Annotated in this window: 14 protein-coding genes; 5 read left to right on the plus strand and 9 right to left on the minus strand. The window is 64.5% G+C overall.

What is annotated here, in order from left to right; translation table 11 throughout:
• Positions 1–70 precede the first annotated feature (70 nt).
• A complete protein-coding gene (locus AUL36_RS17295) occupies positions 71–1,570 on the plus strand; it encodes a leucyl aminopeptidase (protein WP_062222776.1) in 1,500 nt (499 codons plus the stop codon).
• Position 1,571: 1 nt separating this feature from the next.
• Positions 1,572–2,024, plus strand: a complete 453-nt coding sequence (locus tag AUL36_RS17300; RefSeq protein WP_058599798.1) for a DNA polymerase III subunit chi — start codon at positions 1,572–1,574, stop codon at positions 2,022–2,024.
• Here AUL36_RS17300 and AUL36_RS17305 read toward each other — a convergent pair.
• The 3 genes from AUL36_RS17305 to AUL36_RS23895 form a co-directional block, all read right to left on the minus strand.
• Positions 1,975–2,853 (minus strand): alpha/beta fold hydrolase, encoded by an 879-nt coding sequence (locus AUL36_RS17305; protein ID WP_058599797.1) that lies wholly within the window; start codon positions 2,851–2,853, stop codon positions 1,975–1,977. The two genes, AUL36_RS17300 and AUL36_RS17305, sit on opposite strands and share 50 nt — an antisense overlap.
• A gap of 142 nt (positions 2,854–2,995) precedes the next feature.
• Entirely contained in the window at positions 2,996–4,900 is a 1,905-nt protein-coding gene (locus AUL36_RS17310) for an ABC-F family ATP-binding cassette domain-containing protein (RefSeq protein ID WP_062222694.1), read from the minus strand.
• A gap of 42 nt (positions 4,901–4,942) precedes the next feature.
• On the minus strand, positions 4,943–5,449 hold the full coding sequence (locus AUL36_RS23895; RefSeq protein ID WP_062222699.1) for a DinB family protein: 507 nt from the start codon (positions 5,447–5,449) through the stop codon (positions 4,943–4,945).
• A gap of 27 nt (positions 5,450–5,476) precedes the next feature.
• Here AUL36_RS23895 and AUL36_RS17320 point away from each other — a divergent pair, with 27 nt between their 5' ends.
• Positions 5,477–6,169, plus strand: a complete 693-nt coding sequence (locus AUL36_RS17320) for a glutathione S-transferase family protein (RefSeq protein WP_062222701.1) — start codon at positions 5,477–5,479, stop codon at positions 6,167–6,169.
• 75 nt (positions 6,170–6,244) lie between these two features.
• Positions 6,245–6,667 carry a nucleoside-diphosphate kinase gene (gene ndk, locus AUL36_RS17325; protein WP_019995658.1) on the plus strand — a complete coding sequence of 141 codons (423 nt, stop codon included), beginning with the start codon at positions 6,245–6,247 and terminating at the stop codon, positions 6,665–6,667.
• 70 nt (positions 6,668–6,737) lie between these two features.
• Here the strand turns inward: ndk and AUL36_RS17330 are convergent, their stop codons facing one another.
• The 4 genes from AUL36_RS17330 to uvrC form a co-directional block, all read right to left on the minus strand.
• A complete protein-coding gene (locus AUL36_RS17330) occupies positions 6,738–7,199 on the minus strand; it encodes a molybdenum cofactor biosynthesis protein MoaE (protein WP_062222703.1) in 462 nt (153 codons plus the stop codon).
• Position 7,200: 1 nt separating this feature from the next.
• A complete protein-coding gene (gene moaD, locus AUL36_RS17335) occupies positions 7,201–7,452 on the minus strand; it encodes a molybdopterin converting factor subunit 1 (RefSeq protein WP_058636615.1) in 252 nt (83 codons plus the stop codon).
• Between the two features lie 50 nt (positions 7,453–7,502).
• Positions 7,503–8,084, minus strand: a complete 582-nt coding sequence (gene pgsA / locus AUL36_RS17340) for a CDP-diacylglycerol--glycerol-3-phosphate 3-phosphatidyltransferase (RefSeq protein WP_058599792.1) — start codon at positions 8,082–8,084, stop codon at positions 7,503–7,505.
• Between the two features lie 147 nt (positions 8,085–8,231).
• Entirely contained in the window at positions 8,232–10,292 is a 2,061-nt protein-coding gene (gene uvrC / locus AUL36_RS17345) for an excinuclease ABC subunit UvrC (protein WP_374700786.1), read from the minus strand.
• A 430-nt stretch (positions 10,293–10,722) separates the two neighbouring features.
• On the opposite strand from uvrC, the gene AUL36_RS17350 reads away from it, so the two are divergent.
• Positions 10,723–11,376 (plus strand): outer membrane protein, encoded by a 654-nt coding sequence (locus AUL36_RS17350; RefSeq protein WP_058599790.1) that lies wholly within the window; start codon positions 10,723–10,725, stop codon positions 11,374–11,376.
• A 66-nt stretch (positions 11,377–11,442) separates the two neighbouring features.
• Here the strand turns inward: AUL36_RS17350 and AUL36_RS17355 are convergent, their stop codons facing one another.
• Together AUL36_RS17355 and AUL36_RS17360 are read right to left on the minus strand one after the other, a co-directional pair.
• Positions 11,443–12,039: a glutathione S-transferase family protein gene (locus AUL36_RS17355; protein WP_058599789.1), complete on the minus strand. Its 597-nt coding sequence runs from the start codon at positions 12,037–12,039 to the stop codon at positions 11,443–11,445.
• Positions 12,040–12,050: 11 nt separating this feature from the next.
• Entirely contained in the window at positions 12,051–12,500 is a 450-nt protein-coding gene (locus AUL36_RS17360) for a hypothetical protein (RefSeq protein ID WP_244493548.1), read from the minus strand.
• Positions 12,501–12,528: the final 28 nt, after the last annotated feature.

Raw genomic sequence — 12,528 nt, forward strand, 5'->3', positions numbered from 1 at the left:
GCAACGCCGCTGCGCGCTGCTGTCCGATTTCCCGAGCCCTTGGGCTCTTTGCCATCTCATCGGGGTCTTCATGTCCAGTCTGCCGACCATCCTTTTCGCTGCGCCCGCGCTTCCCTCGTTCGGTGTTCTGGTGCTCGTCACCGGCCGCGACGGCGCGTTGCCGGACGGTCTGCCGGAGGCGGTGAAGAGTGCGGCCGAGCGCGCGGCCTCGCTCGGCAAGTTCAAGGGCAAGACGCTGGCGAGTGTCGACACGATCGCGCCATCCGAAAGCGGGCTGGATCGCGTCCTTTTGATCGGCGGACTGGACGAGGAGGCTGCGCGCGAGGAAGAATGGCTGAAGCTCGGGGGCGCAATCGCCGCCAAGCTCTCGGGCGCGACAGAGGCGACAATCTGGACAGCGGGCGCCACCACCGTCCCGAACGCACGCGAGGCGGCCTCGATCGGCCTCGGCGTGCTGCTGCGCCTCTACAAGTTCGACCGCTACAAGTCGAAGAAGGTCAAGGAAAGCGAGGACGACGCAGCTGACGCGCCTCTGTCCGTCACCATCGCGGTTTCGGAGCCCGAGGCCGCTAAAGGCGCGTTCGAGGAGCTGGAGGCTGTAGGCGAAGGTGTTCGGCTGGCACGCGATCTCGTCAACGAACCCGCCAACATCCTGACCACCACGGAATATGCGGCTCGCATCGAGGCGCTTCGCGCCACCGGGCTGGAAGTCGAGACGCTCGACGAAGACCAGATGCGCGAATTGAAGATGTTCGCGCTGCTCGGCGTTTCGCAGGGTTCTCCGACGCCGGCGCGTCTCTGCATCATGCGCTGGAACGGCGGCGCGGAGGGCGAGGCGCCCGTCGCCTTCGTCGGCAAGGGCGTGGTGTTCGACACGGGCGGCGTCTCGATCAAGCCGGCGGCTGGCATGGACGAAATGAAGGGCGACATGGGCGGCTCCGCGGCCGTGGTCGGGCTGATGCGCGCGCTGGCTGGCCGCAAGGCGAAGGTCAACGCGATCGGCGTGGTCGGCCTCGTGGAAAACGCGGTGGACGGCATGGCCCAGCGCCCCGGCGACATCGTCACCGCCATGTCCGGCACCACGATCGAGGTGCTGAACACCGACGCCGAAGGTCGTCTCGTTCTGGCCGATGCGCTCTGGTACACGCAGGATCGCTTCAAGCCCCGCTTCATGGTGAACCTCGCGACGCTGACGGGGGCCATCATCGTCGCGCTCGGCAACCAGCATGCTGGCCTGTTTTCCAACAATGACGAGCTGGCCGAGCGGCTTCTGTCCTCCGGCCTGGAGACGGGCGAGAAGGTCTGGCGGATGCCGCTCGGCAAGGACTACGACAAGATGATCGAGGGAAAGTTCGCCGACATCAAGAATGTCGGCAACGGGCGCTCCGCCGGCTCGATCACCGCCGCGCAGTTCCTTCAGCGCTTCGTCAACGATGTGCCCTGGGCTCATCTCGACGTCGCGGGCACCGCGATGGGGTCGCCCTCCAACGAGTACAACCAGTCCTGGGCCTCGGGCTTCGGCGTTCGCTTGCTGAACCGCCTGGTGGAAGAGCATTACGAAGCCCGCTGAGGTGGCGGAGGTTCTCTTCTATCACCTGACGGAAAGCCGTCTCGAGGAGGCCCTGCCGGACCTTCTCGAGCGCTCGCTGGCGCGCGGATGGCGCGCGATCGTGCAGACGGTCACGACCGAGCGGCGGGACGCGCTGGACCAGCATCTCTGGGTCTATCGGGAGGATAGCTTCCTGCCGCATGGCACGGATGCCGATAGTTCAGGCGCGCTTCAGCCGATTCTTCTGACCACCGAGCCCGAGCAGCGGGCCAACGATCCGCATGTGCGCTTCATGGTGGAAGGGGCGGTACCCGCCAGTCTCGACGGCTGCGAGCGCGGCGTCTATCTTTTCGACGGACATGACGGCGAACAGGTGGCTTCCGCCAGAGCGCGCTGGACAGCGGAGAAATCCGCCGGCCACACGGTCACTTACTGGCAACAAACGGAAGATCGTCGTTGGGTAAAGAAAGCGTAGCCTGACGCACGGTCCCGAACTGGATCGGATCGTGGACGGGCGCGTCATGCTTGTCCACGAAGGCCAGAACCGCTTCGGCATAGCCTTCCGGGTCTTCCAGCGGGGCGGAATGGCCGACATCGGGCAGGACGACCAGGCGCGCGCCGGGAATGGTGCGCGCCAGATATTCCGTGTGCCGGCGGCTGATGGCCTCGTCATGATCCCCGATCACGATTTCCGTGGGAACACGGATCGACCGCAGATCATCCGCCGTGAAGTTCGGCTCGTTGGCCCAGAGCGCTTCGATCTCGTCCGAAATATCGTCATAATGCTTGAGTTCGGGCACAACGGCCGTCGCGGGATCGTAATCCTTCACGCCGTCCGGCGTGGCGTTCGCAGCCTGAATGAAGATGCGCGACAAACGCTCGGGATGCTTCATCGCGAGATCGAGCCCGATAATGCCGCCGTCGCTCCAGCCGACGAGATCGGTGCGCTCGATCCCGAGCGCATCCAGAAGCTCGAGATAGTCCTCCGCCATCAGATCGTAGGTGATGGGATCGCTGGTGCGCGTCGAGCGGCCCTGGCCCCGGCTGTCGGCCAGAATGATCATGTGATGGGCCGACAGAGCTTCGATTTGCGCGCGCCACACACGACTGTCTGACAAGCCGCCATGGATGAGCAGGATCGGCGAGCCGCGTCCATAGACGCGGAAGAACATCTCGATGCCGTTCACGGCCGCGTAGCCGGTCTGATTCGGCATCGGTCCGTTGACAAACGGACGCGGCGCGCTCGTGGCCGGAACGGCTGCGACAAACAGGGCGATCGAAAAGGTCGCTATGGATCGAAGCATGGCATAACCCCGAGTCGACCGCGCCACCGAGGCATGTCGTACGGGCGCTGAACGGGAGAATTAAAGGGCGGTTCCCTCCCGCTCAAGCTTTAGCAACCAGAGCTTGCCTTAACTTTTCGCAACTTAGCCCTTGTTAAGGATTTTACCCATCTGCCATCGCAGCGTCATGTTCGCTCGAAAGCTCGAGCCATTCGCCCTCGCATTTCTCCAGCGTACGCTCGGCATTGGCTTTCTGCTTGGCGAAATCGGCGGCCTTGGCCGGGTCTTTGGTGTAGAGAGCGGGATCGCCCAGCTTGCCGTCGAGCTCGGCGATCGTCTGCTGCAAGCGGCCCATCTGAATTTCCAGAGTGGAGATCTTCTTCTTGAGCGGCTTCAGCGCTTCGCGCTTTTCGGCGGCCGCGCGGCGCTGGTCCACCTTCGACACGGTAGCCGGTACATCCGCGACGGCGACAAGTTCGCCCTGATTGCCGCCGGCCGTGCGGGCGCCGGAGAGGATCAGCTTCTTGTAGTCTTCCAGATCGCCGTCGTAGCGTGAGACGGTGCCGTCGCCCACGATCCAGAGCCGATCCATCGTCGCCTCGACCATGTGCCGGTCGTGGCTGATGAGGATGACCGCGCCTGAATAGTCGTTCAAGGCGTGAACGAGACTCTCGCGTGCTTCGATGTCCAGGTGGTTGGTCGGCTCGTCCAAAATCAGAAGGTTCGGCGCGTCCATGGTGGCGAGGCCCATGAGGAGGCGGGCCTTCTCGCCGCCCGACAGGCTGTCGGCCACCGTGTCCATCTTCTGCGTCGGCAGGCCCATCTGCGCGACGCGCGCGCGGACCTTGGCTTCGGGCGCATCGGGCATGTGCCGGCGCACATGCTGCACGGCGGTCTCGTTGGGGCGCAGATCGTCGATCTGATGCTGCGCGAACATCGCGATCTTCAGGCCGGGGGCGCGTGTGATCGACCCGCTCTGTTCCCTCAATCGATCGGCGATCAGCTTGGCGAAGGTGGATTTGCCGTTGCCGTTCGCACCGAGCAGCGCGATCCGGTCGTCCGCGTCGATCCGCAGGTTCAGATTTCGCAGGATCGAGCGCTCGGCCGAATAGCCGACCGAGACGTTCTCCATCCGAATGATCGGGGAGGCGAGGATCTTCTCCGGCTCGGGAAAGACGAAGGGCGTCACATGCTCTTCGACGATCGCTTGTAGCGGCTTCATCCGTTCCAGCGCCTTGAGGCGGGATTGGGCCTGACGCGCCTTCGTCGCCTTGGCGCGGAAGCGCTCCACGAAGGCTTCCATATGCTTGCGGGCCGCGTCCTGCTTGACGATGGCCTTTTGCAGAAGCTCCAGCTTCTCGGCGCGCTGGCGCTCGAAACTATCGTAATCGCCACGATAATAAACGAGCTTCTTCTGATCGAGATGCACGATGGCGTTGACGGCGTTGTTCAGAACGTCGCGATCATGACTGATGATCAGAACCGAATAGGGATAACGCGAGACGAAATTCTCAAGCCAGAGCGTGCCTTCGAGATCGAGATAGTTGGTCGGCTCGTCCAGAAGCAGAAGGTCGGGCCGCGAGAAGAGAACAGCCGCGAGCGCGACGCGCATCCGCCAGCCGCCCGAGAAGCTCCCGACAGGGCGCGCCTGCGCCTGCGCGTCGAAGCCGAGGCCCGACAGGATGGAGGCGGCGCGCGCTTCGGCCGAATGGCTTTCGATGTCGGCGAGCCGCAGATGGATATCGGAGATGCGGTCGGGGTCACTGGCCGTCTCGGCCTCGGCCAGAAGCGCCACGCGTTCTTCATCGGCCTTCAGGACGATTTCGAGAAGCGACTCGTGCGTGCCCGGCGCTTCCTGCGCCACCTGGCCGATCCGCGTTCCTCGGGGGATCGAGACGCTGCCCGTCTCGGAGGCGAGTTCGCCGGTGATGACCCGAAACAAGGTCGACTTGCCTGCGCCGTTGCGGCCGACGAGCCCCACCTTGGTCCCGCTCGGGATCATCAGGCTGGCATGGTCAATCAGAAGGCGTCCCGCGACGCGGGCGGACAAGTCGTTGATCTGAAGCATGGGGCGCTTTTGCCATGTTTGGCGCCCCGGCGAAAGAGTCCCTCAGTCCCGCCCGGTTTCGCGCTGGAAGGCGATCAGATCGAGGCCGGGCGCCTCCAGCCCAAAGCCGGTGAGAACGGCATGGGCCTGCCCGCGATGATGGGTCTGGTGGTTGAAGAGATGAAACAGCGCCGGGCCGAGCCGGCCGGAGACCTCTACCGGCCGTGTGATCGGCGTGTAGCGGAACTCACCGGCCAGCCGCGCCTCGTCCAGCGAAGCGATATAGCGTTCGATCCTGGCATCTTCGCTCACGCGCGCTTCGTGCAGCGGCTCGAACTTTTCGAAGAGAACCGCGTCGAGCCGATCGGGCGCGTCCCCTTCGCCGGTGAAACGGCGCATCCAGATGCGGTCGGTGGCCAGGAGGTGATTGAGCGTCCCCCGCATGGAGCGAAAGAACACGCCCCGATCCTCGGCGAAGCGCTCCGGCCCGAGCGCCGCGGCGGCCTGGAACAGGCGCGCATTGGCCCAGCTGTTATAGGCGGCAAACGTCATCAGCTGTTCGTGATACATAGGCTGATCCCATCCCGGAGGCAGGCTATGGTTCTAGCACTTTACGAACTTGTCGGGCGCGATTCGCAGCGTCCTTTCTCGCCTCATTGCTGGAAGGCGCGCCTGGCGCTGACGCACAAGGGGCTGTCGTTCGAGAGCCGCCCTGTGTCTTTCACAGGGGTCGCAACGGTCGAGAACGGGACCGGACGCACCGTACCCGTGCTGCGCGACGGCGACGAGGTGGTGCAGGACAGTTTCGCCATCGCCCTTTATCTCGACCGCGCCTATCCCGACCGTCCGTCGCTGTTCGGCGGCGAAGCTGGCGAGGGCGTGACGCGCTTCGTGGAAAGCTGGTCGCAGCGCACGATCCACCCCTACATCGCCTCGGTCGCCATTCTCGACATTCACCACGTGCTGGACGAAGAGAACCGCGCTTTCTTTCGCGCCAAGCGCGAAGCCGCTTTCGGTCGGCCGCTGGAGGCGGTTCAGGATGGGAGAGAAGCCGAGAAGCTCGCCGCGTTCCGTCGCTCGCTGGAGCCGCTTCGCGCCACGCTCCAGAAGCAGTCTTTCATCGGCGGGGCCGAGCCGCGCTTTGCCGATTACATCGTCTTCAGCGCCTTCCAATGGCTCCGTATCGTTTCGACCTTCCAGGTGCTGGAGGCGGGCGATCCCGTGGCGGACTGGTTCGAGCGCTGCCTCGATCTTCATGGCGGGGAAGGGCGCTCGGTTTCGGCCGCGTGACCGCGCGTCCTTGCCGAGGCGCGGGGCCGCCGCTATAGAGCGGCCGATCCTCCAACTCTCCAGGGAATAGAGCCGATGGCGATCGAACGTACCTTCTCCATGATCAAGCCTGATGCGACCCGTCGCAATCTGACCGGCGCGATCACCAAGATGCTGGAAGAGGGTGGCCTTCGCGTCGTCGCTTCCAAGCGCGTGTGGATGAGCCGCCGCGAGGCGGAAGGCTTCTACGCCGTCCACAAGGAACGCCCCTTCTTCGGCGAGCTGGTCGAGTCCATGTCGGCCGGCCCGACGATCGTGCAGGTGCTGGAAGGCGAGAACGCCATCTCGCGCAATCGCGAGCTGATGGGCGCGACCAACCCGGCCCAGGCCGCCGAGGGCACGATCCGCAAGGTTCATGCGCTGTCGATCGGCGAGAACTCGGTGCATGGTTCGGACGCCGCCGAGACCGCCAAGGAAGAAATCGCCTACTGGTTCTCCGAGACCGAAATCGTCGGCTGATCCAGCCCGAACGATCCGTCTTGACGACGCCGGCCTTCGGGCCGGCGTTTTCGTTTGAGACGACGGATCGTCAAAGGCGATGCCAGCGGTCGGCGGCGTGGTCGTCCGTGTCCTTCGCCTCGACCCAGCCGCCCGTCGTGCCGTCCTTCAGATGCTCGCGTTTCCAGAACGGGGCACGCGTCTTCATGAAGTCCATCACGAAGCTCGCCGCCTCGAAGGCCGCGCCGCGATGGGTCGAGGCGCAGGCGACGAAGACGATCTCCTCGCCGGGGCGAACGAGCCCGTAGCGGTGGATGCAGGCAATGCGCGACAGGGACCAGCGCTCGCGCGCCTCAGTCGCGATCCGCGCGATCTCGCGTTCGGCCATGCCGGGATAATGTTCGAGTTCGAGGGCGGAGAGGCGTCCCTGCTCATCCCGGCAATAGCCCGTGAAGGTCACGACCGCGCCGGCATCACCATCGGGTGCGAAGGCGGCCATTTCGGCTGCGAGGTCGATTCGCTCCGATCGGACGGAAACCGCGACCGCACTCATCTCAGCCGCCCGTCATGGGCGGGAAGATCGCGACCTCGCTGCATTCGCCGAGCGGTTCGGAATGCTCGGCATGTTCCTGATCGAGCGCCACGCGCACGGTTTCGGGTGCTTGAAGCGCATTGGCGTAGTTTTCGCCGCGCCCTTTGAGCCAGTGCAGAAAATCCTTCACCGTGACCACACCGGCGGGAAGCGCGATCTCCTCCTCGTCGAGGCCGACGCGCTCACGAATCCAGGCGAAATAAACGACTTTCATGTCCCATCCTCGTTCTGGCCGCCGGAGGCCGGAAGGGCCTTGGCGAGGGGTTACACGTCGATATGGCGCAGCCCCGCGCGAAAGTAATCGTAGCCGGTGTAGAGCGTGATGATCGCGCTGATCCAGAGAAGCACGATGCCGGATTTGGTGATGAACGGCACCAGCGCGTCGCCTGCGGGGCCGGCCAGCAGGAAGGCAATGGCCACCATCTGCGTCGCGGTCTTCCACTTGGCGAGGCGCGTCACCGGGACGGAGACCTTCAATTCTGCCAGATATTCGCGAAGGCCTGAGACAAGGATTTCGCGGCAGAGAATCACGATCGCCGCCCAGATCGTCCATCCCGCGATCGTGCCGTCGGCGGCCAGCAAGAGGAGGGCGGCCGCCACGAGAAGCTTGTCGGCGATCGGGTCCAGCATCCGGCCGATGGTCGAGGTCTGCTGCCAGGCGCGGGCGAGATAGCCGTCGAGCCAGTCCGTGACGCTTGCGACAACGAAAAGGCCGAGCGCCCACCAACGTGCGGCGTCCGAACCATGCAGCTTTCCTTCCACGAAGAAGCAGAGAACCACGAGCGGCACGGCGACGATTCGCGCGTAGGTCAGAATATTGGGAAGGTTCAGCGCCTTGGAGGCCATGAGTTCGGTCCGGTTCGGATGGGCGGCAGAATGCGAATGCGGCTGCCATGGGCTTGCTGATCGCCTGTTCAAACGCGGCGGCGGGCCTGCGTCAACATCGCCGCCCGCCTTTTGCGGCTGGATCGGTCGATTCCCGGCCGCGATAGGTCATTGTCGCTCGTGGAAATGATCGTAGATCGTCTTGGCCATGGCCGCCGAAATACCCTCGACCTTCAGGAGATCGTCGAAGGCGGCGCGCGACACGGCCTTGGCGGTTCCGAAATGATGCAGAAGCGCCCGCTTGCGCGAGGGTCCGATGCCGCCGATCTCGTCCAGCGGATTGGCGGTCAGCTCCTTCTTGCGCTTGGCCCGGTGCGTGCCGATGGCGAAGCGATGGGCCTCGTCGCGAAGCCGCTGCACGAAATAGAGAACGGGGTCGCGCGGGGGCAGGGAGAAGGGATCGCGGCCCTGAACGATAAAGCGCTCGCGCCCGGCATCGCGATCGACACCCTTGGCGACGCCGATCGTCGTCACCTTGTCGGCGATGCCGAGTTCGTCCAGGATCTTGCGAACGGCCGAAATCTGCCCCTTGCCGCCGTCCACCAGCACGAGGTCGGGCCAAGCCGGCATCTCGGCGCTGGCCAGCGCCTCTTCCGCGCTTTCGCCCTCAGTCGGCTGGAGCGTGGGCGCGGGGCCCGCGTCGCCATGCTCCTTCAGAAGGCGCGAGAAGCGCCGGGTCATGACCTCGCGCATCATGCCGAAATCGTCGCCCGGCGTGATGTCGGTGCCTTTGATGTTGAACTTGCGATACTGATTCTTCGCAAAGCCCTGCGGTCCGGCGACGATCATCGCGCCGACGGCATTGGTGCCCATGATGTGCGAATTGTCGAAGACCTCGATCCGGCGTGGAACCTGTTCGAGGCCGAACGTCTCCTTCAGGCCCGCCAGAAGCCGCGCCTGCGACGAGGTTTCGGCGAGCCGGCGGCCCAGCGCCTCGCGCGCATTGGCGGTCGCGTGGTCCACCAGGTCCTTCTTCTCGCCGCGCCGGGGCACGGCGATCTGAACGCGCCGACCCGCCTTGGTCGCCAACGCTTCGGCCAGCACCGGGCCATCCTCTACCTCCACCGGGAGAAGAACCAGCGAGGCGGGCGGCTTGTCGTCGTAGAACTGCGATAGAAACGCGCCCAGGACCTCGCCGGGCTCCAGGGTGGAGTCGGCCTTCGGGAAATAGGCCCGGTTGCCCCAGTTCTGCCCTGTGCGGAAGAAGAAGACCTGAATGCAGGTCAGGCCGCCTTCCTGATGGATGGCGAAGACATCGGCTTCCTCGACGCCATGCGGGTTGATGCCCTGATGGCCCTGGATATGGGCCAGCGCTGAGAGGCGATCGCGAAACACCGCCGCGCGCTCGAAATCGAGATCCTCCGCCGCTTCCTGCATCGCGCCGGCGATGGCCTGCTTCACCTGATTGGAGCGCCCCGACAGGAAGCCCTTCGCATCGTTGACGAGGCTCGCATAGTCTTCCAGCGAGACTTCGCGGGTGCAAGGGCCGGAGCAGCGCTTGATCTGATAAAGCAGGCAGGGGCGCGTGCGCGTCTCGTAGACCGAATCCGTGCAGGTGCGCAGGAGGAAGGCGCGCTGGAGTGAGGCCACCGTTCGCCCGACCGCGCCGCCTGAGGCGAAGGGTCCGAAATAGCTGCCCTTTCGCGAGCGCGCGCCGCGATGCTTGAAGATGGCCGGTGCCTCGTGATCGTCGGACACGAGAATATAGGGAAAGGACTTGTCGTCCCGCATCAGGACGTTGAAGCGCGGCCGCAGGCGCTTGATCAGATTGGCTTCGAGAAGCAGCGCCTCGGTCTCGGTGCGCGTCGTCACGAATTCCATGTGCCGGGTCGCGCGGATCATCCGCATGATCCGGTTGGTATGGCCGGCCATCCTCGTGTAGCTCGCGACGCGCTTCTTCAGCGACTTCGCCTTGCCGACATAGAGAACCTCATTGGCCTCGTCGAACATGCGATAAACGCCGGGGCTGTTCGGCAACTGCTTCTGGAAGGCCGCGATCAGATCGGCGCCCACCAGCGTCTGATCGACGTCGCGCCCGCCATCGTCCCATTCGATCGCGGCGACCAGGCTGGCGGCCGACGAAGGATCGGCCGCGATCTCCGCGTCCAGCTCTTCACCAAAACCGTCCTCGTCGTCGTCATCGATCTCGGGGGTCAGATCATCCATCATGTCGTCTTCGCTGCCAAAGCGCGGTGCGAGCCCGCGCCCCTTGTGTCGCATGGCGGTGCGCCATCGCCGCCGGGTTCGGCCGTTCGGCACGCCGTCTCCTTATATGATTCCTCGCTCGCCCAATGGGAGGGGTATGATGGCGGCTTGAGGGCGACGAGGGGTCCCGCTTGTGGCGACCGTCGTGTCGGATATGCCGGAGAGTGTCACCCCGCTGCAATTGGCGGCGGCGCCGACTCGCGCTTATATCGTCTGGAGCGGTACGGCAGGATGTCAATCGTCCAGCTGCGGCATTTTGGCGAAACGCGAAGTTTGCTGAAACGCAACGTTTGCCGGGACGTGAAGTTTGGGAACGCGCCGTTCAAGCAGGCGTTGGCTCAGACAAGGTCGATCAATCGGTGGCGATGAAGCCGCCTGGGATGGAGTGGGTTCGATGAAGGTGTTCGGCGCCTTTGCGCTTGGCGCGACGCTGATGATCCTGACCCCGGCGGCGCAAGCGGCCGATGCGGTGCTGCCCGAGGCACCGGCGCCCGCAGCGCCGGCTCCTTCCGTCTACACATGGTCCGGCCCTTATGCCGGCGGTTTCGTCGGTTATAATTTTGCGCATTTCGACCAGACCGGCGGCGCAAGCTACAATGGCGAAGGCGCGGTCGGCGGCGTCTATGCCGGCTATAGCCTTCAGACCGAACGCTTCGTCTATGGTCTCGAAGCCGATATCGGCGCATCGGATGTGAACGCGGGCGGCTTCAATGTCGCGACGGGCGTTCCGATTTCGAGCGACTCCACGGCGTTCGGCTCGCTGCGCGCGCAGGTCGGCATCGCCTATGATCCGATCCTGCTTTTCGCGACCGGCGGTCTTGCGGTCTCGAATCAGGAATTGACCCTTCGCGGGCTGACCGACGATCAGACCCATCTGGGATACACGGTCGGCGCGGGTGTCGAGGCCAAGCTCGCCAAGGGTGTCACCTCGCGGGTCGAATATCGCTATTCCGACTTCGGCGAGAAGACTTATGATCTCGGAAACGTTGCGATCTCGTCGGGCTTCGACGAGCACTCGATCCGGGCCGGCCTCGGCGTGAAGTTCTGAAAATCCACGCACTGGAAACGAAAACGGCGCCGAAAGGCGCCGTTCGCATGTCGGGGATTTCTTAACTCAAGCCGCAGGTTTCATCGCTTCATAGGCCGGGTTCGCGGCGTAGAAGGCTTCGAGCCAGCGCACGAGCCCGGGGTTCTTCTCTTCGAAGGTGCCGGGATAGCGAAGCTGAATCCAGCCGAGATCGCTCGCGACCGCGAAATGCGCCAGACTGGGCTCGGCCGGCAGATGGGCGAGGTCGCCCTCCAGAACGTCCAGGGCGCGGTGCGCCCGGCGCCATTGCTTGTCGACCCAGGGCTGATGCCGCTTTTCTTCCGGGCGATAGCGCACTTCATAGAGCGTCGCCATCACGGCTTCGGTTAGCCCGTCCGCCAGCGCCTCGATACGCTTGCACAGCGTCCAGGCTTCCAGCCCTTGCGGGATCAGGAGATTGCCGCTCACCCGGTCGAGATACTCGCAGATCACGCGGCTGTCGTAGAGCGTCGAGCCGTCGTCCAGTTCCAGCGCCGGGATCTTGCCGATCGGATTTGTGCGCAGAAGGTCGTCGCCCTCAGCACTCGTATCCGTCGAGACGCAGTCGAGTTCGATCCCGCACAGATGCGCGGACATGCGAACCTTCGACGAGTAGGGCGAAGGCTTGGAGTAGAGAAGGCGCATGGGAGCTCCCGTTAGAAGCGGCGAAGCGATTCACAATTCGCGCCGTACACCTTCCAGGGGTCGAGGCCAAGGAAGCAACCTTCCGCGCGCCAGCTGACGCCGGCAAAACCCATCGGATGTTCGATGACATAATAGATGGTGCGGCGCTCGCCCGACGAGATCAGCGCCGTGCCCTGGCAGTAGCGGCGCTCGATCAGCTTGTGGCCACCCTTGGGCTGGTAGGACTTCTCGAACAGGTTGGAGAATTCCACGACCTGGAGCGCCGCGTGAACGGTGTTCGGCGTGCCATATTCGAACTGATCTTCGACCTGCGCCAGAACGCTCGGGTCTTCGCAGCTTGGCACGAGCGCCGTCGTCGTCACGACCACGGGGGGCGCTTCGACATAATCGGCAGCCAATGCGGGGGCAACGCCGGATGTGGCGACGGCGAGGCTGAGGGCGGCGGAAAGGCGTCGGCGCATGGTGCGGCTTCCTCGAATGCGGGCGGAG

Source organism: Aureimonas sp. D3, assembly GCF_001463805.1.
Lineage (GTDB): Bacteria > Pseudomonadota > Alphaproteobacteria > Rhizobiales > Rhizobiaceae > Aureimonas > Aureimonas ureilytica_A.

Excerpts from the sequence above, each read along its gene's own strand:
- AUL36_RS17295 (WP_062222776.1), top strand. The coding sequence starts at position 71 with ATGTCCAGTCTGCCGACCATCCTTTTCGCTGCGCCCGCGCTTCCCTCG.
- AUL36_RS17305 (WP_058599797.1), bottom strand. The coding sequence starts at position 2,853 with ATGCTTCGATCCATAGCGACCTTTTCGATCGCCCTGTTTGTCGCAGCC.
- AUL36_RS17310 (WP_062222694.1), bottom strand. The coding sequence starts at position 4,900 with ATGCTTCAGATCAACGACTTGTCCGCCCGCGTCGCGGGACGCCTTCTG.
- AUL36_RS23895 (WP_062222699.1), bottom strand. The coding sequence starts at position 5,449 with ATGTATCACGAACAGCTGATGACGTTTGCCGCCTATAACAGCTGGGCC.
- AUL36_RS17320 (WP_062222701.1), top strand. The coding sequence starts at position 5,477 with ATGGTTCTAGCACTTTACGAACTTGTCGGGCGCGATTCGCAGCGTCCT.
- ndk (WP_019995658.1), top strand. The coding sequence starts at position 6,245 with ATGGCGATCGAACGTACCTTCTCCATGATCAAGCCTGATGCGACCCGT.
- AUL36_RS17330 (WP_062222703.1), bottom strand. The coding sequence starts at position 7,199 with ATGAGTGCGGTCGCGGTTTCCGTCCGATCGGAGCGAATCGACCTCGCA.
- moaD (WP_058636615.1), bottom strand. The coding sequence starts at position 7,452 with ATGAAAGTCGTTTATTTCGCCTGGATTCGTGAGCGCGTCGGCCTCGAC.
- pgsA (WP_058599792.1), bottom strand. The coding sequence starts at position 8,084 with ATGGCCTCCAAGGCGCTGAACCTTCCCAATATTCTGACCTACGCGCGA.
- uvrC (WP_374700786.1), bottom strand. The coding sequence starts at position 10,292 with ATGATGGATGATCTGACCCCCGAGATCGATGACGACGACGAGGACGGT.
- AUL36_RS17350 (WP_058599790.1), top strand. The coding sequence starts at position 10,723 with ATGAAGGTGTTCGGCGCCTTTGCGCTTGGCGCGACGCTGATGATCCTG.
- AUL36_RS17355 (WP_058599789.1), bottom strand. The coding sequence starts at position 12,039 with ATGCGCCTTCTCTACTCCAAGCCTTCGCCCTACTCGTCGAAGGTTCGC.
- AUL36_RS17360 (WP_244493548.1), bottom strand. The coding sequence starts at position 12,500 with ATGCGCCGACGCCTTTCCGCCGCCCTCAGCCTCGCCGTCGCCACATCC.